The organism is Streptomyces lushanensis (genome assembly GCF_001700515.1).
Taxonomy (GTDB): Bacteria; Actinomycetota; Actinomycetes; order Streptomycetales; family Streptomycetaceae; genus Streptomyces; species Streptomyces lushanensis.
On sequence record NZ_MAUD01000160.1, the window covers coordinates 34,519 to 57,810 of the forward strand.

Consider the following 23,292-nt stretch of genomic DNA (forward strand, 5'->3'; position numbering starts at 1 on the left):
TGATCAGTGACCCATGCCCAATCCGCCGTCAACGGGAATGACGGCTCCAGTGATGTACGAGGCGTCGTCGGAGGCGAGGAACCGCACCGCGGCGGCGATCTCCTCCGGCTGCGCGTAGCGGCCGAGCGGCACCTGCGAGACGATGCCCGCGCGCTGCTCGTCCGTGAGCACCTTGGTCATGTCGGTGTCGACGAAGCCCGGTGCGACGACGTTGAAGGTGATGTTCCGCGAGCCCAGTTCACGGGCGAGGGAGCGCGCGAAGCCGACGAGACCGGCCTTGGACGCGGCGTAGTTCGCCTGTCCCGCCGAGCCGAGCAGCCCGACCACCGAGGAGATCAGGACGACCCGGCCCTTCTTGGCCCGCAGCATCGCGCGGTTGGCGCGCTTGACGACACGGAAGGTGCCGGTCAGGTTGGTGTCGAGGACGGAGGTGAAGTCGTCCTCGGACATCCGCATCAGCAACTGGTCCTTGGTGACACCGGCGTTGGCCACCAGCACCTCCACGGGACCGTGCTTCTCCTCGATCTCCTTGTAGGCCTGCTCCACCTGCTCGGTGTCGGTGATGTCGCAGCGGACCGCCAGGCAGCCCAGCTCCAGCAGCGCCGCCGGCGGCTCGCCGGAGCGGTAGGTGATGGCGACCTTGTCGCCGGCTTCGGCGAAGATCCGGGCGATGGCGAGGCCGATGCCCCGGTTTCCTCCGGTGACGAGAACCGAGCGGCTCAACGGATCAGCCTTTCGTAGCGGTCTGGTACACCGAAAACCTATCGGTACGGTCCCGCCGACGGAGAATCGACCCCTGACAGCGCCTCGGTACGGTCCCTGTTGGATTCCTACAGATACCCGCGAACGGGCGGGCGGGAAGCGGTCGGACTAACCTCCGGCGGTCCTTCGTACGACACGCAGCAGGTACTCCTTTCGGTGGAGTGGACCGTGGTCCGTGCGGGGCCGGGACGGGACGGTGCCGGTGACCGGGCGGTAGTGGTCGAAGGCGGATTCCAGTACGCCCTCGCCGCGCGTCGGCGTCGGCAGCCGCTGTTGGAGTTCATGCGCCTGCGCGGCCGGGATCTCACCCTCCAGAACTTATGAGTCACCCTGTGTGGACGGTGTTCGCGGTACGGCGCGCAATCGGGCCGGAACGGGCAGGAGCGATCCGTACACATCCGCCGGGAGTTCCAGACGGAAGCGGTGCACCGGCTCGTGGACCGTGGTGCCGGCCTGCTCGATCGCGCTCATCAGGACCAGCGGGGTGAGATGGCGGAAATCGCCGCCGGTGCTCGACATGCTCTTGTCGAAGACGCCGCGGGAATGGCTCTGCCGTGCCGCGTAACCGGAGTGGGTGAGGGTGACCGCGCAGTCGGGGATCCGCCATCCGTGAATGCCCTGGAGCAGTGTCTCCCGCACGGTGTCCTCGACGGCTTTCATGAACGCGAGGGGCATGGAACGGAGTTCGACCTCCAGCCGGAATTCCGCACCGGAATCGACCGGCGCCGGATCGACACGCAGTCCGAGTGTGGCCGGAAAGGGATTGGGATCCTTTCCCATGATCTCGACGGCCGAGCCGGATCCGGTCAGCCGTTCCACACAGATGGTGGTCGTCTCCCGGAAGCCGGCCTCGACTCCGAGGTCATTCACCGGCGTCGCCCGGATGACCTCTTTCTGCACCTCTCCGTGGAGCGATACGGAAATCTCCTGGCGGAGTTCGTCCTGCCGGAGGTTGATCAGCGGGTCCTGTTCGGCGAGTCGGGCGAGTGCCGCGTGCAGCGCGCCGCGGTCCGCCGAGCGGCGGGGGACCACGACGCTCTTCAGCGACGGCGGCGCGAAGTGCCGGTCCGGGGAAAGGGAGCCGGCCGTGGACGCGATGGCGCCGGGGTCGCCGACCGTGTCTTTGATCCGGACACCGGCGAGCCCGCCCAGGACGGCGATCCGCCCGGCCCCGGCCGACTCGCGCGGAACGGCCGATCCCTGGTCGAACACGCTGATCGCGGTGACCTTCCCCGCGCCGTCCCGGCCGAACGGCAGCCGGTCCCGCGTCCGTACGGTCCCCGAGAGCATGCGGACATACGCCGCCTTCTCACCCGCCGGACCGCGGTCGATACGGCGTGAAACCGGCGCGGGGCGTGCCGAGACCGTATGCCGCGCCCATCGGAACGACCGCGCGGCTCAGCCGCTCGGCCACCGCCCGGAGCACACGCCCGTCGTGCGCGCCACGGCGGTCGATCTTGTTCACGAAAAGGAGCGTGGGAATACGGAGCCGCCGCAACGTCCGCATCAGTACACGTGTCCGCGCCTGCACGCCTTCGACGGCGGAGATCACCAGGACGGCGCCGTCGAGCAGGTTCAGGGAACGCTCGACCTCGGCGATGAAATCCTGGTGTCCCGGCGTATCGATCAGATTCACGGTGATGTCGTCGATCAGGAACGACACGACGGCCGACTTGATCGTGATCCCGCGCTGCCGCTCCAGCGCCAGGGAATCGGTCCGGGTACTTCCGTCATCGACCCGGCCGATCCGGTCGATGACTCCGGCCGCGTACAGCAGCCGCTCGGTCAGGCTCGTCCTACCGGCGTCGACATGCGCCAGGATTCCAAGGTTCAGCGTTCGCACGAAGTGTCAGGTCCTCTGTGTGGACGGCGATTTCCCGCCGGCAGGACACAGACGTTCCTCGCACGACGAACTCCTTGATCGATCCGATGTCGGGGGCGAGTACAGCGGAGCGCCGAACCGGTCGCAACCGATTTGTCCGGCACGAGGCGGCGCCCGGCGCCCGCATGATTCACTGCGGACACATGACACACAGGTGTGAGAAGGGGAGGCCGACGTGCCCCATGAGGTAGATCAGTCGTTCCTGGCACTGCCGCTGCGGGCGCTCGCCGACGCCGCGCTCGCGCGGGCGCGGGCGCTCGGCGCGGAACACGCGGATTTCCGGTTCGAGCGGGTGCGCGGCGCGTCGTGGCGGCTGCGGGACGGGAAGCCGGCCGGGTCGTCGGACACCACGGATCTCGGGTACGCGGTCCGGGTGGTGCACGGCGGTGCCTGGGGCTTCGCGTCCGGCGTCGATCTGTCCATGGACGCCGCGGCGCGGGTGGCGGGACAGGCGGTGGCGATGGCGAGGCTCTCCGCGAAGGTGATCTCGGCCGCCGGCTCGGACGAGCGGGTCGAGCTGGCCGAGGAGCCGGTGCACGCGGAGAAGACCTGGGTGTCGTCGTACGAGATCGATCCGTTCGACGTGCCCGACGAGGACAAGAGCGGGCTGCTCGCGGAGTGGAGCGGGCGGCTGCTGCGCGCGGAGGGCGTCGCGCATGTGGACGCGTCGCTGCTCACCGTGCACGAGAACAAGTTCTACGCGGACACCGCCGGTACGGTCACCACCCAGCAGCGGATCAGGCTGCATCCGCAGCTCACCGCCACCGCCGTCGACGGTGAGAGCGGTGAGTTCGACTCGATGCGCACGATCGCGCCGCCGGCCGGGCGCGGCTGGGAGTACCTCACGGGGACCGGCTGGGACTGGGACGCGGAGCTGGAGCGCATCCCGGGCCTGCTCGCCGAGAAGATGCGGGCGCCGGGCGTCGAGGCGGGCACGTACGACCTGGTCGTCGATCCGTCCAATCTCTGGCTGACCATCCACGAGTCGATCGGCCATGCCACGGAACTCGACCGGGCGCTCGGGTACGAGGCCGCCTACGCGGGAACGTCGTTCGCGACGTTCGACCAGCTCGGGAAGTTGGCGTACGGCTCCTCGGTGATGAATGTGACGGGCGACAGGACCGCCGAACACGGCCTGGCGACCATCGGTTACGACGACGAGGGCGTCGAGGCGCAGTCGTGGGACCTGGTCAGGGACGGCACGCTCGTCGGCTACCAGCTCGACCGCCGGATCGCGAAGCTCACCGGCCTCGGCCGCTCCAACGGCTGCGCCTACGCGGACTCGCCGGGGCATGTGCCCGTACAGCGGATGGCGAACGTGTCGCTGCGGCCGGATCCCGGCGGGCTGAGCACGGAGGACCTGATCGGCGGGGTGGAGCGCGGGATCTACGTGGTCGGCGACCGGTCGTGGTCGATCGACATGCAGCGCTACAACTTCCAGTTCACCGGGCAGCGGTTCTTCCGGATCGAGAACGGCGAACTGACGGGCCAGCTCCGTGATGTCGCCTACCAGGCGACGACGACGGACTTCTGGGGCTCGATGGAGGCGGTCGGCGGACCGCAGACGTATGTCCTGGGCGGCGCCTTCAACTGCGGCAAGGCCCAGCCGGGCCAGGTGGCGGCGGTCTCCCACGGCTGCCCCTCCGCCCTGTTCCGCGGCGTCAACATCCTGAACACGACGCAGGAGGCCGGACGATGAACGGGCCCGCCATCCACGGCCGGGGGTCCGGGGGTTGCCCCCCGGAAAAGCACAGTCCCAACACGACGCAGGAGGCCGGACGATGAGCACCAGCCGCATCAGCAAGCCGCACGAGATCGTCGAGCGCGCGCTGGAGATGTCCGCCGCCGACGGCTGCGTGGTCATCGCCGACGAACACTCCTCCGCCAATCTGCGCTGGGCCGGCAACGCGCTCACCACCAACGGTGTCACCCGCGGCAGGACCCTGACCGTCATCGCCACCGTCGACGGGGCGCGGGGCACCGCGTCCGGTGTGGTCTCGCGCTCCGCCGTCACCGCCGAGGACCTGGAGCCGCTGGTACGGGCCGCCGAGGCCGCCGCGCGCGGCGCCGGTCCCGCCGAGGACGCGCAGCCGCTGGTCGGCCGGGACCAGGCGGGTCCGGCGTCGGGGGACTTCACGGACGCGCCCGCCGAGACGACCTCCGCCGTCTACGCGGACTTCGCGCCCGCGCTGGGCGAGTCCTTCGCCCGTGCCCGGGCCGGCGGCCGTGAGCTGTACGGTTTCGCCAACCACGAGCTGACCTCGACGTATCTCGGTACGTCCACGGGTGTACGGCTCCGCCACGACCAGCCCAACGGCACGCTGGAGCTGAACGCCAAGTCCCCCGACCGCACCCGCTCGGCCTGGGCGGGCCGTGCCACCCGCGACTTCAAGGACGTGGACCCGGCGGTCCTCGACGCCGAGCTGGCCCAGCGGCTGGCCTGGGCCGAGCGCAAGATCGATCTGCCCGCGGGACGGTACGAGACGCTGCTGCCGCCGACCGCGGTGGCCGATCTGCTGATCTACCAGCTCTGGTCCTCGACCGCCCGGGACACGGCGGAGGGGCGTACGGTCTTCTCCCGCCCCGGCGGCGGCACCCGTATCGGCGAGCGGCTCTCGGAGCTGCCGCTGACGCTCCGTACCGACCCGAACGAGCCGGGTCTGGAGTCCGCGCCGTTCGTGATCGCGCACTCCTCCGGCGACGACGCCTCCGTGTTCGACAACGGTCTGCCGCTGACCGCCACGGACTGGGTTCGGGAGGGCGAGCTGGCCCATCTGATCACCACCCGGCACAGCGCCGCCCTGACCGGGCTCCCGGTCGCGCCGGGCACCGGCAATCTGATGCTGGAGGGCGGCGGCGACCGGTCGCTGGAGGACATGGTCTCCGCCACCGCGCGCGGGCTGCTGCTGACCTGCCTCTGGTACATCCGTGAGGTCGATCCGGCGACGCTGCTGCTCACCGGGCTGACCAGGGACGGGGTCTATCTGGTGGAGAACGGCGAGGTCGTCGGCGAGGTGAACAACTTCCGGTTCAACGAGTCGCCCGTCGATCTGCTCTCGCGCGCCGCCGAGGCCGGACGTACGGAGAAGACGCTGCCGCGCGAGTGGGGCGACTGGTTCACCCGGGCGGCGATGCCCGCGCTGCGCGTGCCCGACTTCAACATGAGCTCGGTCAGCCGGGGCGTGTAGCCGGCGCCCGGCACGCGCGCGGGACGCCTGGACGACGCCCATAGACTGGTGGCCAACCAGTTGACCACCGAGGAGAGACACGACCGTGACGGATATCGTCGACGAGCTGAAGTGGCGCGGGCTGTTCGCCCTGTCCACCGACGAGAACGCTTTGCGCAAGGCGCTCGCGGACGGTCCCGTGACGTTCTATTGCGGCTTCGATCCCACCGCGCCCAGTCTGCACGTGGGACATCTCGTGCAGGTGCTGACCGTACGCCGGCTCCAGCGGGCCGGACACCGGCCGCTGGCGCTGGTGGGCGGGGCCACCGGCCAGATCGGCGACCCGCGGCCCACGGCCGAGCGGACGCTGAACGACCCGGAGACGGTCGCGGGCTGGGTGCGGCGGCTGCGGGCCCAGATCGAGCCATTCCTCTCCTTCGAGGGCCCGAACGCGGCGACCGTGGTCAACAATCTGGACTGGACCGCGGGCCTGTCCGCGATCGAGTTCCTGCGGGACGTCGGCAAGCACTTCCGGGTCAACAAGATGCTCACCAAGGAATCCATCGCCCGCAGGCTGGAGTCGGACGAGGGCATCAGCTACACCGAGTTCAGCTACCAGCTCCTCCAGAGCATGGACTTCCTCGAGCTGTACCGGCGGTACGGCTGTGTCCTCCAGCAGGGCGGCAGCGACCAGTGGGGCAATCTCACCGCCGGTCTCGATCTGATCCACCGGCTGGAGCCGGGGGCCACCGTGCACGCGCTGGCCACGCCGCTGATGACCAAGGCGGACGGGACCAAGTTCGGCAAGTCGGAGAGCGGCGCGGTCTGGCTCGACCCGGAGATGACCACGCCGTACGCGTTCTACCAGTTCTGGCTGAATGTGGACGACCGTGACATCTCCTCGTACAGCCGCATCCTCAGTTTCCGGAGCCGCGAGGAGCTGACGGAGCTGGAGCGCGGCACCGAGGAGCGCCCGCAGGCCCGTGCGGCGCAGCGGGCGCTGGCGGAGGAGCTGACGACGCTCGTGCACGGCGAGGAGCAGTGCGCGGCGGTCGTCGCGGCCTCCCGGGCGCTGTTCGGCCAGGGCGAGCTGGCGGAGCTGGACGAGGCCACCCTGAGCGCGGCGCTCTCCGAGGTGCCGCGCGCCGAGGTCGCCGAGCTGGGACCGGTGGCGGATCTCCTCGCCGGGACCGGTCTCGCGCCGAGCAAGTCGGCGGCGCGGCGCACGGTCAAGGAGGGCGGAGCGTATGTGAACAACGTCAAGGTCACCGACGCGGAGTCCGTACCGGGCCGTGAGGAGCTGCTGCACGGCCGCTGGCTGGTGCTGCGCCGGGGCAAGAAGAACCTGGCCGCGGTCGAGGTCACGGCCGGCTGACCGGCCGGCCCGAGTGGGCCGGTCCGGGGCGCGTACGGGAACGGCCGGTCCGGGGTACGTACGGGAACGGGCCGGTCCGGGGCACGCGAGTCGTCGCGGGTGCCCCGGGCCGGCCCGTTCGCCTGCCTCACCCGCCTCACATGCGCTGTCTGGCGCTCCTGGCGCGTCTGCCCCGCATCGTGTTCCAGACCCGGTCGGCCACGAGGACCACCAGAACCGCCCCGATCAGCTGGAGCACATGGCGCGTCCAGTCGATGCCTCTGGTGTCGGCGACGCCCAGCCAGCCCGCGGCCCCGTTGCCCAGCATGCCGCCGAGGATGCCGCACAGAGCGGTCAGCCAGATGGGGATGTGCTGTTTGCCCGGGATGACCGCTCTGGCGATCAGACCCAGCACCAGCCCCACAATGATCGCCCACAACCAGTTCATCGTCGCCTCCCGGAGCGGCGCGGTCCGCGCGTGTGGGCCCAGTCTGTGCCGGTCGCCCATACGGCGCATGTCGGACGGCTCCGTACGTGGCGCGACCAGAACCATCGGTCAGGATGGACGGTGACCCGCACTCGTGGCGGCGGGAGCTCCGGCGTACCGTGGTTGGCGGTCCGGTCCGGGCGAGTCCGGCACAGAAACGGGTGGTGGAACGTGATGCGGAAGCGGAGCGGGACCGAGGTCTTCCGGATCACGGGAGCGCGGCAGGGGCTCGCCGAGGATGTGCGCGGCCGGCAGCGCCGCTATGTGATCTCGATGTCCGTACGGACCCTCGCGGTGGTCGCCACCGTGGCCCTGTGGAACGTGGAACGGCCGGTGGCGATCGTGACTCTCGTCATCGGTACGCTGCTGCCGTACGTCGCCGTGGTGATCGCCAACGCGGGCCGGGAGAACGCTCCTTCGCTGCCCACGACCTTTGTGACCGCGCCGACGCCCCCGATGATCGCGCCGCCCCCGGGCGCGCCGACGACGGAATCCGGAGCCGGGACGGCGGGCCGCGAGGCGCGGGAGGGCTGACCCCGGACGGTCCGCAAAGCTCAAGGAAAGCTCAGATCAATCGTGAAGTTCCGGTGCCGGGCACCCCACTGCCCGTGACATACTTTGTAGGCGCTCCGCATCCCCCGTCGGAGCGACAGACCGACGCCGGGCAGCTCCCCCCGTGGCTGCTCGGCGTCGCCTTTTCGGGTCACCGGATGTCTCCCGGCGCCTGTCCCCGGGCTCGGCGGGTTTGTTCTAGGGTCGTCGGGTGAACTCCCCCGACACCTCCGATTCCGCTTCCGACGCCGCGCCGATCTGCTCCGCGAAGGGCTGCCGCAAGCCCGCCGTCTGGGTCCTCGCCTGGAACAATCCCAAGCTGCACACGCCCGAGCGGCGCAAGACCTGGCTGGCGTGCGGCGAGCACCGTGAGCATCTCTCCTCGTTCCTCGATGTGCGCGGCTTCCTCAAGGATGTGGTCGAACTGGCGGAGTGGGAGCGCCGGTCGGCCGGCGATCACTGACCGGGCGGCCTCGGCGGCGTCAGCCGCCGATCGCCGACATCGGGCGGTCCGGCTGGAGGAACGACGGATCGTCCAGCCCGGAACCGGCCCTCTTGCCCCACATCGCCAGCTTCCACATCGTGGCGATCTCCTCGTCGGACGCGCCGGAGCGCAGGGCGCCCCGCAGATCCGTCTCCTCCCGGGCGAACAGACAGGTGCGCACCTGTCCGTCGGCGGTGAGCCGGGTGCGGTCGCAGGCATGGCAGAACGGGCGCGTGACGGAGGCGATCACACCCACGCGGTGCGGTCCGCCGTCCACGATCCAGCGCTCGGCGGGCGCCGAGCCGCGGACCCTCTCGCCCTCGGGTGCCAGCCGGAAGCGCGTACCCAGCGAGTCCAGGATCTCACCGGCCGTGATCATGCCGTCCCGCTTCCAGCCGTGCTGGGCGTCCAGCGGCATCTGTTCGATGAAGCGCAGCTCGTAGCCCCGCTGGATGGCCCAGGCGAGCAGCTCGGGGGCCTCGTCCTCGTTGAGGCCCGGCATCAGCACCGCGTTGATCTTGACGGGGCTGAGTCCGGCCTCATGCGCGGCGCGCAGCCCGCTGATCACATCCGCGTGCCGGTCACGCCGGGTGAGGGCCCGGAAGACCTCGGGCCGCAGCGTGTCCAGCGAGACATTGACCCGGTCGAGGCCCGCGGCCCCGAGCGCGGTGGCGATGCGCGCGAGCCCGAGGCCGTTGGTGGTCACCGACATCCTGGGACGCGGCTCCAGCGCGGCGCACCGCTCGACGATCCCGACGAGACCGGGCCTGATCAGCGGCTCTCCGCCGGTGAAGCGGACCTCGGTGATCCCCAGCCGGGTGACGGCGACACGGACCAGCCGGACGATTTCGTCGTCGCTGAGCAGATCCGACCTGCCGAGCCACTGGAGCCCTTCTTCCGGCATGCAGTACGTGCACCGCAGATTGCACCGGTCCGTGAGCGAAACGCGCAGGTCAGTGGCCACACGGCCGTAAGTGTCGATGAGCACCGCGGGCCCCCTCCCTGTGATCGGATCCGACACCGTCGAGACTACGTCAGACCACTGACAACGCCAGAGGGACATTTGCGGCAGGCGGCGGCGTGGCCGCGTCGCGGGTCTCCACGACGCGGCCACGGACGGCGGATCGGTCACCCGGTGATTCGGTGACCCGGTGATTCGGTGACGCGGCGGTTCGGTGACGCGGTGGTCCGGTGGTCCGGTGGCTCAGTGGGCTCCGGTGCCCGTCAGGGACTTGACCTCGAGCTCGGCGTACTTGCCCTGGTCCGGCTGGTCCTTGGACAGCACGGTGCCCAGCCAGCCGAGCAGGAAGCCCAGCGGGATGGAGATCAGGCCCGGGTTCTCCAGCGGGAAGAAGTGGAAGTCGGCGCCGGGGAACATCGAGGTGGGCTTCCCGGAGACGACCGGTGAGAACAGCACCAGCAGCACCGACGAGGCCAGTCCGCCGTAGATCGACCACAGGGCGCCCTGGGTGGTGAACCGCTTCCAGAACAGGCTGTAGAGGATGGTCGGCAGATTGGCCGAGGCGGCGACGGCGAAGGCGAGCGCGACCAGGCCGGCCACATTCAGATCGCGGGCGAGCGCCCCGAGCGCGATGGAGACGACACCGATGGCGACGGTCGCCCAGCGGGCCGCGCGGACCTCCTCCTTCTCGGTCGCCTCACCCCTGCGGATGACATTGGCGTAGATGTCGTGGGCGAACGACGACGACGACGCGAGCGTCAGCCCGGCGACCACCGCGAGAATGGTGGCGAAGGCGACGGCCGAGATCACGGCGAGCAGGATCGCTCCTCCGGTGGAACCGGCGCCGCCGCCGATTTCCAGGGCGGCCAGCGGAGCCGCCGTGTTGCCCGCCTTGTTGGAGGTGGTGATGTCGTCGGGCTTGAGCAGCGCGGCTGCGCCGAAACCGAGCACGATCGTCATCAGATAGAACGCGCCGATGATCCCGATGGCCCAGATCACCGACTTGCGGGCGGCCTTGGCGGTGGGCACGGTGTAGAAGCGGATGAGGATGTGCGGCAGTCCCGCCGTACCGAGCACCAGCGCGATCCCGAGCGAGATGAAGTCCAGCTTCGAGGTCGCGGTGGCCCCGTACTTGAGGCCGGGCTCCAGGAAGGACGCTCCCTTGCCGCTGTTGCTCGCCGCCGCGCCCAGCAGGTCGGAGAGGTTGAAGTTGAACTTCAGCAGGATGAGGAAGGTGATGAGCAGGGTGCCCGCGATCAGGAGCACGGCCTTGACCATCTGCACCCAGGTGGTGCCCTTCATTCCGCCGATGGTCACGTACACGATCATCAGCAGGCCGACCAGCGCGACGATGGCGATCTTCCCGGCGTCGGTGGTGATGCCGAGGAGCAGCGAGACCAGCACACCGGCGCCGGCCATCTGCGCGAGGAGGTAGAAGATCGAGACGACGATGGTGGAGGTGCCCGCCGCGGTACGGACCGGGCGCTGACGCATCCGGTACGCGAGGACGTCACCCATGGTGTAACGGCCCGAGTTGCGCAGCGGTTCGGCCACGAGCAGCAGCGCCACCAGCCAGGCGACCAGGAATCCGATGGAGTACAGGAAGCCGTCGTAGCCGAAGAGGGCGATGGCGCCGGCGATCCCGAGGAAGGACGCGGCGGACATGTAGTCGCCGGAGACGGCGAGTCCGTTCTGGAAGCCGGAGAACTGCCGTCCGCCCGCGTAGAAGTCGGACGCGCTCTTGGTCTGCCGGCCGGCCCAGACGGTGATCACCAGGGTCGCGACGACGAAGAGTCCGAAGAGTGTGATGATCAGCGGCCGGTGCTCGCCGGCGTCGGAGGCGGCGGCGAGCTGGAGCGGCGACTGCGGGCCGACGAGCTGGATCGAGTGGCTCACGCGTCCGCCTCCATACGGGACTTGATGACGTCCGCCTTCGGGTCGAGCTTGCGGGCGGCGTGCCGGGCGTAGTACCAGGCGATGAGGAACGTGGTGGCGAACTGCGCCAGACCGAGGACGAGTGCGACATTGATGTTGCCGAAGAGCTTGGTGCCCATGAGACCGCCCGCGTAGTTGGACAGCAGGACGTACAGCAGGTACCAGGCGATGAAGGCGACGGTCAGCGGGAAGGCGAAGGAGCGGTAGGTACGGCGCAGTTCGCCGAATTCCGCGCTCTCCTGCACCTCGACGAACTGCGCCGTCGTGGGCTGGGCCGTCGTGGACCGGTCCGGTGTGGACGGGGCTGGGCTGGTGTCCGTACCGCCCTCGGGCGGCGGTGCGTCGGTAGCCACGGAATCTCCTCGTGACGCGGGTGCGGTGTGGTTGGTCATGGGGACCTCTCGGGGACGGAATGTTGCTCGTCCCCCTGACAACGGCACGGGAGGCGTGGCGAAGCGGTTCAACACCGGTCTTTTTCTTCCGGAAATGCTTCAGGAACGATTGAAGAACAGCGTTGATCAGCGATAACTTCGCTCGTCATGTACCCGTTCACGCGCAGCCTGCGCAGGAGCGGTCTCACGGATGATGTGGAGAACCCATGGCTCATCTGGGATCCAGACGGCAGCGCGCACTCGCGCTGCCCGTAGGTCTGGCGCTCACCGTCTCGCTCGGTTTCCTGCCTGCCGCCACGGCTACGGCCGTACCGGCGGGCGGCGGCACCGAAGCGGTCGCCACGGACGGCCCGAAGCTGTCGTACGTCGTCAACACCCGCGGTGGACACTCCACCGTCAAGTCGGTCAAGAAGGCGATCGACCGGGCCGGCGGCACTGTGGTCACCAGCTATGACCAGATAGGTGTCATCGTCGTCACCTCGCAGAACCCGGCCTTCGCCCAGACCGTACGCAAGGTCAGGGGCGTCGAGTCGGCCGGTGCCACCCGCACCGCGCCGCTGCCCGCGCAGTCGACAACGGACATCGGTACGCCTCGCGCGCTGACCGCCGAGGAGGTCGCCGTCGCGACGGCGGCGACGAAGAAGTCCAACGCGTCGAAGGGCGGCGGCACCGCCCTCCCCCAGGACCCGCTGGAGCCGTTGCAGTGGGACCTGCCCGCCATCAAGGCGGACAAGGCACACGAGAAGAACCTCGGCAGCAGGAACGTCACTGTCGCCGTCATCGACACCGGTGTCGATGACACGCACCCGGACATCGCGCCCAACTTCGACCGCGCGGCGTCGGTCAACTGTGTGACCGGCAAGCCCGACACGGCGGACGGCGCCTGGCGTCCGAACGCCGGGGAGAGCCCGCACGGCACGCATGTCGCGGGCGAGATAGCGGGAGCCAAGAACGGTGTGGGCATCACGGGTGTCGCGCCGGGTGTGAAGGTGGCCGGCATCAAGGTCTCCACGCCGGCCGGGCTCTTCTACACCGAGGCCGTCGTCTGCGGCTTCATCTGGGCCGCCGAGCACGGCGTCGATGTGACGAACAACAGCTACTACACCGACCCGTGGTACTTCAACTGCAAGACCGACCCGGACCAGAAGGCCCTGGTCGAGGCGATCACCCGCGCCACGCGGTACGCCGAGAGCAAGGGCACGGTCAATGTGGCCGCGGCGGGCAACGAGAACTACGACCTCTCGTCCGACTCGATCACCGACCCGACCAGCCCGGACGACGGCACCCCCGTCGACCGTGTCATCGACCCGTCGGTGTGCCTGGACATCCCGACCCAGCTGCCGGGCGTCGTCACCGTCGCCTCCACCGGCGCCAAGGGCCTGAAGTCCTCGTTCTCCAACCACGGTCTCGGCATCATCGACATCGCGGCTCCGGGCGGCGACTCCACCCGCTTCCAGACGCCGGCTCCGCCGGCCACCAGCGGTCTGATCCTCGGCCCGGTGCCGGGCGGCAACTGGTCCTACATGGCCGGTACGTCGATGGCCTCCCCGCATGTCGCCGGTGTCGCGGCGCTGCTGAAGTCGACGCACCCGCGCGCCTCGGCGAACGCCATCAAGGCGCTCCTGACGGCGCAGGCCGACGATGTGGCCTGCCCGCCGGCGTACGACATCGACGGCGACGGAGAGATCGACGCCGTCTGTGAGGGCGGCGAGCGCTACAACGGCTTCTACGGCGCCGGTCTGGTCGACGCCCTGGACGCGGTGCGCAAGTAACCACCGCCGAGCATCACCGCGCGGGCCGCCCTCCGGGGCGGCCCGCGTTCGTCGTCGGCGGACAGTTCGCGAGCCGCGCCACGGGATCCTGTCCGTCGCGCCGTCCTCATGTCCGCCGGGAGGGAACGACCCCGGTGAGCCCGGAAGTTGTGGTGCCGCCTCTCGCGGGTACGGTCCTGGGCGCGGTCGCCAGGTCCCCCGCGTAACCCCTCGCGCGGAGGTCTCACGGGTCTCACGGGCAGCCGCGTACGCCTGGCGTTCATACAGCAGCCGTCCTCATCAAGGCCCTTGACGGTCCGGCGGGCCGTCGCCCGGTGAGGCGGAAACCGGTCGACCGGGCGTCAGGTCTGTCGGTCCCGGCCCGTATTCTCTGTGACCATGCTCGACGACCATACGACTTCAGCGATGTGGCCGGCCGCCTACCCCGACGGGTACGCGGTCGTCGACGTGGAGACCACCGGACTCGCACGCGACGACCGGATAGTGTCCGCTGCCGTCTACCGCCTGGACGCGCGGGGCGATGTCGAGGACCACTGGTACACGCTGGTCAACCCGGAGCGCGACCCGGGGCCGGTGTGGATCCACGGTCTGACGAGCGAGGTGCTCGACGACGCCCCGCTCTTCCCCGAGGTCGCCGGTGAGCTGGCCGAGCGGCTCGACGGCCGGGTGCTCGTGGCGCACAACGCGATCTTCGACTGGTCGATGATCGCCCGGGAGTACGCGCGCGCGGCGCGGACCGCGCCCACCCGGCAGCGGCTGTGCACCATCGCGCTCTCCAAGGAGCTGGGCCTGCCGCTGCCCAACCACAAACTGGAGTCGCTCGCCGCGCACTTCGGGGTCGTGCAGCAGCGCGCGCACCACGCGCTCGACGACGCGCGCGTACTGGCCGAGGCGTTCCGTCCGAGTCTGCACGCCGCCGCGCACGGAGGCGTACGGCTGCCGCTGCTGGAGTGCCTGCCGCTCACCGAGTGGTCGGACGCGCCGGCGCGGCCCCGGGTCGGATATCAGCCCGCCTATCGGCAGACGAGCTGGCGGCCCTCGCGCAGACGGCCCGCCTGTCCGTATCCGAACCCCGGGCGGTACGAGCCGGGCGGCGCGCTGGTGCAGGGGATGCGGGTGGCGTTCTCGGGCGACACCTCGGTCGACCGCGAGCTGCTGGAGGACCGGGCCGTGGAGGCGGGGCTGCATGTGGCGACGAGCGTGTCCCGGCTGACGAGTCTGCTGGTGACCAACGACCCGGAGTCCTCCACGTCCAAGACCGTCAAGGCGGCGTCGTACGGCACGCCGGTGATCGACGAGGCGGCCTTCACCCAGCTCCTCCGGGACGTGGCACCGGCGCGCGGTTCCGTCCCCGCGCCCGCCACCGGTTCCGCCGCCGAGTCCGTCGCGGATCCCGTCGCCGCGGACGGGTGAGCCGCGGACGGGTGAGCCGCGGACGGGTCCGCCCGCGCCCCGCGCCCGGACCGGGACGGAATCCCGCACACGGAAACGCGCGAACGCGCGCGCGGGCCCGCCCGCCGCCCACCCGCCGTCCGGCATCGGCCGGCCGGCGGGTACGGTCGATGGTGTGTACCGCTTCCTGTTGTCCCGGCAGTGGGTGATCCTCACCCTGCTCGCCCTCGCCCTCATCCCCGCGATGGTCGAGCTGGGTTTCTGGCAGCTCCACCGGCATGAGCACCGGGTCGCCCAGAACGCACTGATCTCGGACAACCTCAAGGCGAGGCCCGTCCCGGTCGAGGAGCTGACCTCGCCGGGGCACACCGTCCCGCGCGCCGACTACTGGCGCACGGTCACCGCCACCGGCCGCTTCGACACCGCCGACGAGGTCGTCGTACGCCGCAGGACCTCCGCCGACGACCAGGTCGGCTACCACGTCCTCACCCCCCTCCTCCTGGGCGACGGCCGGGCCGTCATCGTCAATCGGGGCTGGGTCCCGTCCCCCGGTGACCAGCGGGCCTTCCCCGACATCCCGGCCCCGCCGAAGGGCGAGGTCACCGTCACCGGCCGGCTGAAGGCCGACGAGACGGCGGCGGTCACCGGGATCAGGGACGTACAGGACCTGCCGCCCCGCCAGGTCATGCTGATCAACAGCGAGCGGCAGCAGAAGGCCCTCGGACGCACCGTCCTCGGCGGCTACATCGAGCAGACCGCGCCCGTGCCGGCCGGTGGCTCTCCCGAGCAGATCCCGACGCCGGACGACAGTTCGATCGGGCCGCACATGGCGTACGCGGTCCAGTGGTGGCTGTTCGCCGCCGCCGTACCCGTCGGCTGGGTGATTCTCGTCCGCCGTGAGCTGCGTGACCGCGCGGCGGCGGCCGGGCGGGCGGCGGCGCGGCCGGAGCCGGAGCGCGCGCCCGCGACGGCCTGACCGTACGGCGCCGGGGCCGACACCCCGGTGCCGCCCCGGGGCCCACGCCACCGGCGCCCTGCGCGGCCGTACGGTCCGCCCGCTCGCCCCTCCCGTACGCCCCCGCGCATCCGCCACGGCCCTCCCGCACGCCGGCCCGCCGTACGGCCAGCGAGCCTGCTTAGCCCTTCCGCGCTCCGGGAACAGCCCTTTGCGTGACCCAACGCATCGAGGACTACGCACTCATCGGCGATCTCCAGACCGCCGCCCTGGTCGGCAGGAACGGCTCCATCGACTGGCTGTGCCTTCCTCGCTTCGACTCGGCGGCCTGCTTCGCCGCGCTGCTCGGCGACGAGGAGAACGGCCACTGGCGGATCGCTCCCGCGGGCGCGGGCGACTGCACCCGGCGTGGCTATCTGGGTGAGACGCTGGTGCTTGAATCCGTCTGGGAGACGCCCGCCGGCACGGTCAAGGTCATCGACTTCATGCCGCAGCGCGATGTGGCGCCCGACATCGTGCGGATCGTCGAGGGCGTCAGCGGCTCGGTGGAGATGGACGCCACACTCCGGCTGCGCTTCGACTTCGGTTCCGTCGTGCCCTGGATGCGGCGCGAAGAGGGCCACCGGCTCGGCATCGCGGGCCCCGACTCCGTCTGGCTGCGCAGCGAGCCCGCCGTCAGGACCTGGGGACAGCACTACAGCACCCGCTCGTCGTTCACCGTCGGCGCGGGCGAGCGCGTGGCGTTCGTCCTCACCTGGCATCCCTCGCACGAGGAGCGCCCGCCGCTCACCGATCCGTTCGAGGCGCTGGCGCAGTGTCTGGAGGACTGGGCGATCTGGTCGGCGCGCTGCCGTTACCGGGGCGCGAACCGCGCCGCCGTCATGCGCTCGCTGATCACGCTCAAGGCGCTGACGTACGGCCCGACGGGTGGCATCGTCGCCGCGCCGACCACCTCTCTGCCGGAGGATCTGGGCGGCGTGCGCAACTGGGACTACCGCTACTGCTGGCTGCGCGACTCGACCCTGACGCTGGGCGCGCTGCTGTCGGTCGGCTATCTGGAGGAGGCGGCGGCCTGGCGGGACTGGCTGCTGCGCGCGGTGGCGGGCGATCCGGCCGATCTTCAGATCATGTACGGCCTGGCCGGTGAGCGGCGGCTGCCGGAGAGCGAGTTGCTCTGGCTGCGCGGATACGCGGGCTCCTCGCCGGTGCGTACGGGCAACAGCGCGGTCGATCAGCTCCAGCTCGACGTGTACGGGGAGGTCATCGACTCCTTCCATGTGGCCCGGACCTCGGGACTGCCGCCGAAGCCGCACGCCTGGAGTGTGGAGATGACCCTGCTCGCCTTCCTGGAGTCGAAGTGGCGTGAACCGGACGAGGGGCTGTGGGAGGTACGGGGGCCGCGCCGGCACTTCGTCCACTCCAAGGTGATGGCGTGGGTCGCCGCCGACCGGGCCGTACGGACGCTGGAGCGCGATCCGCGCCTCGGCGGGAAGGCGGACCGCTGGCGGGCGATGCGGGACGAGGTGCACCGGGACGTGTGCGAGCGGGGGTACGACCCGGAGCGGAACACCTTCACGCAGTCGTACGGCTCCACCGAGCTGGACGCGGCGACGCTGCTCATCCCGCGTGTCGGGTTCCTGCCGGCGGACGATCCGCGGGTGATCGGCACGATCGAGGCGGTACGGGCGGAGCTGGGCCAGGACGGTCTGCTGCGCCGCTACAGCGCGGGGCCGGGCGTGGACGGGCTGCCGGGCGAGGAAGGAGCGTTCCTGGTCTGCTCGTTCTGGCTGGCCGACGCGCTGCATCTGACAGGCCGTACGGAGGAGGCGAAGGAGCTGTTCGAGCGGCTGCTCTCGCTCCGCAACGACGTCGGGCTGCTCTCGGAGGAGTACGACCCGGTGGCACGGCGTCAGCTCGGCAACTTTCCGCAGGCATTCAGTCATATCGGTCTGGTGGTGACCGCCCTGACGCTCGCCGGGGAGCACACGGCAGGATAGGGCCATGGATCTTGGGCTGAAAGACCGTGTCTATGTGGTGACGGGTGCCTCACGTGGGCTGGGCCGGGCCGCCGCGGAGGCGCTGGCGGCGGACGGTGCGAAGGTCGTCCTCTCCGGACGGGACGAGAAGAGGGTCACCGCGACCGCGACGGCGATCGGCCGGAGCGCGTACGGGATGGCCGGGGACAACGCGGATCCGGCCGTGGCGGAGCGGCTGATCGGGGCGGCGCGCAGGGAGTTCGGCGGTTTCGACGGCATTCTGATCAGTGTCGGCGGCCCGCCGCCGGGATCGCCCACGGACCATACGGACGAACAGTGGCGGTCGTCGTTCGAGTCGGTCTTCCTCGGCGCGGTACGGCTGGCGCGCGAGGCGGCGGCGGAGCTGGGTGAGGGGGGTGTCATCGGCTTCGTCCTGTCGGCCTCGGTCCATGAGCCGATCCCGGGCCTGGCGATCTCGAACGGCCTCCGTCCCGGCCTCGCGGGCTTCGCGAAGTCCCTGGCGCACGAACTCGGTCCGCGCGGGATCCGGGTGCTGGGGCTGCTGCCGTCGCGTATCGACACGGACCGTCTCCGCGAGCTGGACGCGCTGTCGGGCGACGCGGAGGCACGGAAGGCGGCCAACGAGTCCCGCATACCACTGCGGCGCTACGGCACTCCGGAGGAGTTCGGCAGGACGGCCGCGTTCCTGCTCTCGCCGGCGGCGTCGTATCTGACGGGCGTCATGCTCCCGGTGGACGGCGGCGCGCGCCACGGCTTCTGAGCGCGCGCCACGGTCTCGGCCCCGGGTCGGGTACGGACAGGGCCGGACGGCACGGATCAGATGACTCGTTCCGCGCCGTGCCTGGCCGCGCGCAGGCGGACCTCCGCCGGGAGCGCGGCCAGGCCCGTCGAGTCGCGGGCATGCGCCAGTGCCTCGTCCGTGAGGCGGTTCACCGACCGGCGCGGCGACGCGTGCGGTTCCAGGAGCAGCCGGATCCGGGCCGACGGGCCCGAGCGGCGGCCCCGGAGACGGACGTTGGCGCGCGCCACACCGTCGAGGGACTCCGCGTCGTCCGCCAGTACACGCTCCAGCGCGCGCCCGCGCAGCAGCGCGCCCTGTCCGTCGCCGCTGTCGACCAGCACCTCCGCCAGGCGCGCGCGGCGCAGTTGGGCCAGCAGCCACCACAGCGCCAGGAGCGCCACGACCGCGAGCCCCGCGATGACGGCCGGCCACCACCAGCCGTCGGAGCGGTGGCGCTCCCGGTTCGCACGGCTGAGCAGGACATCGTGCGGCCCGGTGTAGGGCCACCAGGACGGCACCGACCAGCCCAGTCCCCGGGCCAGCACCAGACCTCCCGCACACAGCAACGCCAGGCCGATCAGCGCCAGCAGCACCCGGTTGACCACCCGGATCATCCCGTCACCTCTTCTTCACCGGCCTGCGCACGCGGACCGTCAGCGAGGGCGGCCTCGCGAGGCCCAGTTCGCCGATGCCGGTGGCGAGCACCTCGTCCAGATCGGCCCGTACCGCGTCGAGTTCACGGAAGTGGGAGAGGGCGCGCGCCGTCACCCGGGAGCGGCCGACCCGTACCCGCGCGGACCGCACCCCGGAGACCTCCATGGCCCGGTCGCGCAGCACCAGCGCGGCGGCCTCCCGGTCGAGCCCGGCCCGTACGTCCGCGACGTCCCGTCGCATCGCGAGCACGCGCCGCAGCCCCGGAGTGAGGGCGAGCGCGATCAGCCACAGCCCGAGCGCCATCGCGACACAGGCGGCGACCAGCATCCAGGTCTCGTCCAGCGGCTGCCGGGCGAGTTCACCGGCGAGCTCGCGGCGCCACGCCATCGCGCGGTGGCCGGCCCGTACCGCCGCGACGTCGTACAGCAGCAGTCCGGTGGCGCCGAGGACGACCAGGGCGGTCAGCGCGGCCGGGACCCGCCGCGTGGACCAGAAGCGCCCGGCCCTGTGGTCCGCCTCGCCGGTGAGTGTCGGCCGTGGCTCGTACCGGGTGGCGGAGGCCGACTGGTCGAGGCCGGGCAGGCCGCCCGGCCCGTCGCCCGGTGCCGCTTCCCTTCCCGCTCCCTCGGCCGGTCCCCCATCCGCGGGACCGTTCGCGGAACCCTCGGCCGGCTCCTTCGCCGGATCGCTCACCGGACCCTCCCCTGTGCTGTCGGACACGACCGGACGGAGTGCAGCCGCTCGACGCGCACCACCACCTCGGGCACCTCGATGCCCGCCAAGGCCCTGACCCGCTGGGCGACCCGGAGCCGTACCGCGCCGCACTGCGTACCGATGTCGGAGGGATAGCCCAGCTCCACGCCGACCCGTACCCGTGCGATGTCACGGTGCACCGTGACCGTGGCGTGCGGCGCCGAGCCGCCTTCCGGCACGCCGGGCAGCGCCTCGCGCGCCGCCTGCGCGGCGATCTTCGCGACGACCCGGTCGGCGATCGTGGTCGCCCCGCGCCCGGCGGCCACCACCACCCCGTCACCGGCCACGCGCGATCACCGCCGCCGGTCGTCGCGGTCGCGGGTGCGGAAGAAGTCGCCGGGTTCGAGATCGCCGTCGACGAACCGCCCTGCCACGAAGCCGATCGCACCCAACGCGGCCACCAGCAGAAAGGCACCGAAGCCACCGAAGTATCCGGCGAAACCGAGCGCCATACCGGCCAACAGGCCGACCACCGCCATGCTCATCGTTCGCACCCTTCCGCTGATCTGCCGCCGCTCCCGCGCCCTCGGGCCGGCCGCGGTCTACTGGGACCTACTGGACCCGGCTGTCCTGGTCCTCTTCATCTTCCTCGTCGGGCAGCTTGACGTCACTGACCGCGATGTTGACCTCGACCACCTCCAGGCCCGTCATCCGCTCGACCGCGGCGATGACGTTCTCCCGTACGGCGGCGGCGACCTCGGTGATGGAGACGCCGTAGTCGACGACGATCTCCAGATCGAGCGCCGTCTGCACCTCCCCCACCTCCGCCTTCACTCCGCGGCTGACGGATCTGGTGGTGCCGGGGACCCGCTCGCGGACCGCGCCGAAGGTACGGGCCATTCCGCTGCCCAGGGCGTGCACACCGAGCACGTCACGGGCCGCGAGCCCGGCGATCTTCTCCACCACGCCGTCGGCGATGGTGGTACGTCCACGGGTGGCGGGCGGGCCGCCGCCGCGCTTGGTGACGGACGGCTTCCTGCCCTCCTCGCCCGAGAGATCTGTGGCGGAAGGCCCTGACTGGTTGCGCGGTGTGCTGTCCGACATCGCCGTTCGTCCTTTCCGGGCGGTGGGGTCCAGGCGGCAGGAGACTCCGCTCCTCAGACTAGGTCCGCTTTCCCCATACCGCGCCGTGGATGCGGCAGGGTGGAGGAATGACGACTGCGCACGATTCCGACAGTTGGACGGCCGCGGTACGCCGGCGGCTCGATCTGGGCAGGCTGCTTCCGCTGGGCGGCGCCGCCGACGGGACATGGCTGGCGGAGCGCGCCGCGGCGCGGGAGCTCCGGCGGGCGGCGGCGCAGGTGCCGGGCACCGTGCTGGGCGCGGTACGGCTCTCGCCCGCCGCCCAGGACGCGGCGGCGGAGTCCCCCGTACCGCCGCCGCCGAGCGCGCTGCCGCCCGGAGAGCTCCGTATCGAGGCGGAGTTCGGCGAGGAGTTCACGGACATGACGGACGAGCCCCTGCCCGCCGTGGCCGACCGGCTGCGCGCGGTGCTGTTCGCCTGCGCGACCAGGTGGCTGGGACTGCGGATCGCGGAGATCGATCTGCGGGTGACGGCGCTGCTGGACACGGCGACGGAGCCGACGGGCCCGAGGGAGCCGGCTGAGCCGATCGGGCTACGGACCGCCACACCGGAGGGCGAGGCCGCGCTGACGGCCGCCTCGGTGCCCGGTGTCGCCTGTCTGACCCGGACGCTGGGCGCCGCGGTGGCCGGCTCCCCCGGGCATCTCCGGATCGAGCTGGCGACGGCGGCCGGACACCGCCCGCTGGAGGTGGCACAGGCGGTACGGAGGAGAGTCGCGGCGCGCGTGCCGGGCGGGCCCTCGGTGGCCGTGCTGATCACGGGGGTGAACGTGACGCCCTGACACCGCCGCCCCGCCGGGGGCCGGGTGGGCCCGGCCCCGCGCGGGCCCCTGCCGCCACGAAGTGCGCCGCCGCCCGACGCGCCCGACAATGGTGCAGATCCGCGCCCGACAATGGTGCGATCGGGTCGGGGCGGCGGCCGTTGCGGCGGCCCACGACGTGCGAGGAGGCAGGCGCCCATGGCCGGTCCCGTCCCGGAGGTGGTCCCGCAGCCGGTGCTGAGTCCGCTGACGGGTGCGGCGATCTTCCTGGTGGTGACGGTGGACCCGGGTGGCGAGCCGGTCGTGCGGGAGCTGCTGCCCGATCTGGCGGGACTCCAGCGCGCGGTCGGTTTCCGCGCTACCGACGGGCAGTTGAGCTGTGTCGCCGGTATCGGCTCACAGGTCTGGGACCGGCTGTTCGGCGGACCGCGCCCGGCCGGGCTGCACCCCTTCCGCGAACTCGTCGGGGCGACGGGTCATCGCGCGGTGTCCACGCCCGGTGATCTGCTCTTCCATGTCCGGGCCGCGCGGCTCGACCTCTGTTTCGGTCTGGCCGCCCAGATCATGGCGCGGCTGCGCGGGGCCGTCACCGTCCGCGACGAGGTCCATGGTTTCAAGTACTTCGACGTACGCGACCTGCTCGGCTTCGTCGACGGGACCGAGAACCCGGTCGGGCCCGTGGCGCGGGCCGCGGTGCTGGTCGGTGACGAGGACGCCGGGTTCACCGGCGGAAGCTATGTGATCGTGCAGAAGTACGTGCACGATCTGGACGCCTGGAACGCGCTGCCCGTCGAGGAGCAGGAGCGGGTGATCGGCCGTACGAAACTCTCCGACATCGAGATGGACGACGACGTCAAACCGGCCGACTCGCACGTCGCGCTGAACACGGTCACCGGTCCCGACGGCACCGAACGGAAGATCCTCCGCGACAACATGCCCTTCGGCAGCGTGGGGCGCGGTGAGTTCGGCACGTACTTCATCGGCTACGCCCGTACACCCGACGTCACCGAGACGATGCTGGAGAACATGTTCCTCGGCGCCCCGCCGGCCACCCACGACCGGATCCTGGACTTCTCCACCGCCGTGACCGGCTCGCTGTTCTTCGCGCCCAGCGCCGACTTCCTGGACGATCCGCCGGAGCCGCCTGGAGCGCAGGCGGAGACCGAGG

The 23,292-nt window shown here is 71.1% G+C and carries 22 protein-coding genes and 1 pseudogene; 12 read left to right on the top strand and 11 right to left on the bottom strand.

The window, feature by feature from the left end; all coding sequences use genetic code 11:
• Positions 1-3: 3 nt before the first annotated feature.
• Together fabG and BFF77_RS15030 are read right to left on the bottom strand one after the other, a co-directional pair.
• Positions 4-723, bottom strand: coding sequence for a 3-oxoacyl-[acyl-carrier-protein] reductase (gene fabG / locus BFF77_RS15025; RefSeq protein ID WP_066949132.1), 720 nt, complete (start codon positions 721-723; stop codon positions 4-6).
• Between the two features lie 147 nt (positions 724-870).
• Positions 871-2,605 (bottom strand): annotated as a pseudogene (locus tag BFF77_RS15030) (GTP-binding protein).
• A gap of 214 nt (positions 2,606-2,819) precedes the next feature.
• On the opposite strand from BFF77_RS15030, the gene BFF77_RS15035 reads away from it, so the two are divergent.
• The 3 genes from BFF77_RS15035 to tyrS all read left to right on the top strand — a co-directional run bounded on the left by BFF77_RS15035 (position 2,820) and on the right by tyrS (position 7,186).
• Positions 2,820-4,343: a TldD/PmbA family protein gene (locus BFF77_RS15035; protein ID WP_066949134.1), complete on the top strand. Its 1,524-nt coding sequence runs from the start codon at positions 2,820-2,822 to the stop codon at positions 4,341-4,343.
• Between the two features lie 82 nt (positions 4,344-4,425).
• Positions 4,426-5,832, top strand: coding sequence for a metallopeptidase TldD-related protein (locus BFF77_RS15040; RefSeq protein WP_066949136.1), 1,407 nt, complete (start codon positions 4,426-4,428; stop codon positions 5,830-5,832).
• Positions 5,833-5,917: 85 nt separating this feature from the next.
• The gene (tyrS, locus tag BFF77_RS15045) at positions 5,918-7,186 is read left to right on the top strand and encodes a tyrosine--tRNA ligase (RefSeq protein WP_066949138.1); all 1,269 of its coding nucleotides are present in this window, start codon (positions 5,918-5,920) and stop codon (positions 7,184-7,186) included.
• 136 nt (positions 7,187-7,322) lie between these two features.
• Here the strand turns inward: tyrS and BFF77_RS15050 are convergent, their stop codons facing one another.
• Positions 7,323-7,613, bottom strand: a complete 291-nt coding sequence (locus BFF77_RS15050; RefSeq protein ID WP_066949211.1) for a GlsB/YeaQ/YmgE family stress response membrane protein — start codon at positions 7,611-7,613, stop codon at positions 7,323-7,325.
• Between the two features lie 213 nt (positions 7,614-7,826).
• Between BFF77_RS15050 and BFF77_RS15055 the strand changes: the two genes are divergently transcribed.
• Both BFF77_RS15055 and BFF77_RS15060 read left to right on the top strand, forming a co-directional pair.
• The gene (locus tag BFF77_RS15055; RefSeq protein ID WP_066949141.1) at positions 7,827-8,186 is read left to right on the top strand and encodes a DUF3099 domain-containing protein; all 360 of its coding nucleotides are present in this window, start codon (positions 7,827-7,829) and stop codon (positions 8,184-8,186) included.
• Positions 8,187-8,415: 229 nt separating this feature from the next.
• Positions 8,416-8,667: a hypothetical protein gene (locus BFF77_RS15060; protein WP_066949144.1), complete on the top strand. Its 252-nt coding sequence runs from the start codon at positions 8,416-8,418 to the stop codon at positions 8,665-8,667.
• Positions 8,668-8,686: 19 nt separating this feature from the next.
• On the opposite strand, the gene moaA is transcribed toward BFF77_RS15060, so the two are convergent.
• The 3 genes from moaA to BFF77_RS15075 form a co-directional block, all read right to left on the bottom strand.
• A complete protein-coding gene (gene moaA / locus BFF77_RS15065; RefSeq protein ID WP_066949147.1) occupies positions 8,687-9,676 on the bottom strand; it encodes a GTP 3',8-cyclase MoaA in 990 nt (329 codons plus the stop codon).
• A 216-nt stretch (positions 9,677-9,892) separates the two neighbouring features.
• Positions 9,893-11,545, bottom strand: coding sequence for a solute symporter family protein (locus tag BFF77_RS15070; protein WP_425424375.1), 1,653 nt, complete (start codon positions 11,543-11,545; stop codon positions 9,893-9,895).
• Positions 11,542-11,937, bottom strand: coding sequence for a DUF485 domain-containing protein (locus tag BFF77_RS15075; RefSeq protein WP_066949150.1), 396 nt, complete (start codon positions 11,935-11,937; stop codon positions 11,542-11,544). Before BFF77_RS15075 ends, BFF77_RS15070 begins: the two co-directional genes overlap by 4 nt.
• A gap of 245 nt (positions 11,938-12,182) precedes the next feature.
• Here BFF77_RS15075 and BFF77_RS15080 point away from each other — a divergent pair, with 245 nt between their 5' ends.
• The 5 genes from BFF77_RS15080 to BFF77_RS15100 all read left to right on the top strand — a co-directional run bounded on the left by BFF77_RS15080 (position 12,183) and on the right by BFF77_RS15100 (position 18,852).
• Positions 12,183-13,748: a S8 family peptidase gene (locus BFF77_RS15080; RefSeq protein ID WP_066949153.1), complete on the top strand. Its 1,566-nt coding sequence runs from the start codon at positions 12,183-12,185 to the stop codon at positions 13,746-13,748.
• A gap of 372 nt (positions 13,749-14,120) precedes the next feature.
• Positions 14,121-15,161, top strand: coding sequence for a DEDDh family exonuclease (locus BFF77_RS15085; RefSeq protein ID WP_066949159.1), 1,041 nt, complete (start codon positions 14,121-14,123; stop codon positions 15,159-15,161).
• Positions 15,162-15,315: 154 nt separating this feature from the next.
• Positions 15,316-16,116 (top strand): SURF1 family cytochrome oxidase biogenesis protein, encoded by an 801-nt coding sequence (locus BFF77_RS15090; RefSeq protein WP_066949161.1) that lies wholly within the window; start codon positions 15,316-15,318, stop codon positions 16,114-16,116.
• A gap of 194 nt (positions 16,117-16,310) precedes the next feature.
• Entirely contained in the window at positions 16,311-18,092 is a 1,782-nt protein-coding gene (locus tag BFF77_RS15095; protein ID WP_066949165.1) for a glycoside hydrolase family 15 protein, read from the top strand.
• Positions 18,093-18,096: 4 nt separating this feature from the next.
• Entirely contained in the window at positions 18,097-18,852 is a 756-nt protein-coding gene (locus BFF77_RS15100) for an SDR family oxidoreductase (protein WP_066949167.1), read from the top strand.
• Positions 18,853-18,908: 56 nt separating this feature from the next.
• Here BFF77_RS15100 and amaP read toward each other — a convergent pair whose 3' ends face one another.
• From amaP to BFF77_RS15125, 5 genes are all read right to left on the bottom strand, one after another.
• Positions 18,909-19,487 (bottom strand): alkaline shock response membrane anchor protein AmaP, encoded by a 579-nt coding sequence (amaP, locus tag BFF77_RS15105; RefSeq protein WP_066949170.1) that lies wholly within the window; start codon positions 19,485-19,487, stop codon positions 18,909-18,911.
• 4 nt (positions 19,488-19,491) lie between these two features.
• Positions 19,492-20,220, bottom strand: coding sequence for a DUF6286 domain-containing protein (locus BFF77_RS15110; protein WP_066949173.1), 729 nt, complete (start codon positions 20,218-20,220; stop codon positions 19,492-19,494).
• The gene (locus BFF77_RS15115; protein ID WP_066949176.1) at positions 20,217-20,567 is read right to left on the bottom strand and encodes an Asp23/Gls24 family envelope stress response protein; all 351 of its coding nucleotides are present in this window, start codon (positions 20,565-20,567) and stop codon (positions 20,217-20,219) included. Before BFF77_RS15115 ends, BFF77_RS15110 begins: the two co-directional genes overlap by 4 nt.
• Before the next feature lie 6 nt (positions 20,568-20,573).
• Positions 20,574-20,765 carry a hypothetical protein gene (locus tag BFF77_RS15120; RefSeq protein ID WP_066949179.1) on the bottom strand — a complete coding sequence of 64 codons (192 nt, stop codon included), beginning with the start codon at positions 20,763-20,765 and terminating at the stop codon, positions 20,574-20,576.
• A gap of 67 nt (positions 20,766-20,832) precedes the next feature.
• Positions 20,833-21,324, bottom strand: coding sequence for an Asp23/Gls24 family envelope stress response protein (locus BFF77_RS15125; protein ID WP_066949182.1), 492 nt, complete (start codon positions 21,322-21,324; stop codon positions 20,833-20,835).
• A 107-nt stretch (positions 21,325-21,431) separates the two neighbouring features.
• Here BFF77_RS15125 and BFF77_RS15130 point away from each other — a divergent pair, with 107 nt between their 5' ends.
• Together BFF77_RS15130 and BFF77_RS15135 are read left to right on the top strand one after the other, a co-directional pair.
• Positions 21,432-22,145 carry a hypothetical protein gene (locus tag BFF77_RS15130; protein WP_066949184.1) on the top strand — a complete coding sequence of 238 codons (714 nt, stop codon included), beginning with the start codon at positions 21,432-21,434 and terminating at the stop codon, positions 22,143-22,145.
• A 177-nt stretch (positions 22,146-22,322) separates the two neighbouring features.
• Positions 22,323-23,292, top strand: a 970-nt coding sequence (locus BFF77_RS15135) for a Dyp-type peroxidase (protein WP_066949187.1), incomplete at its 3' end; no start/stop codon positions are given.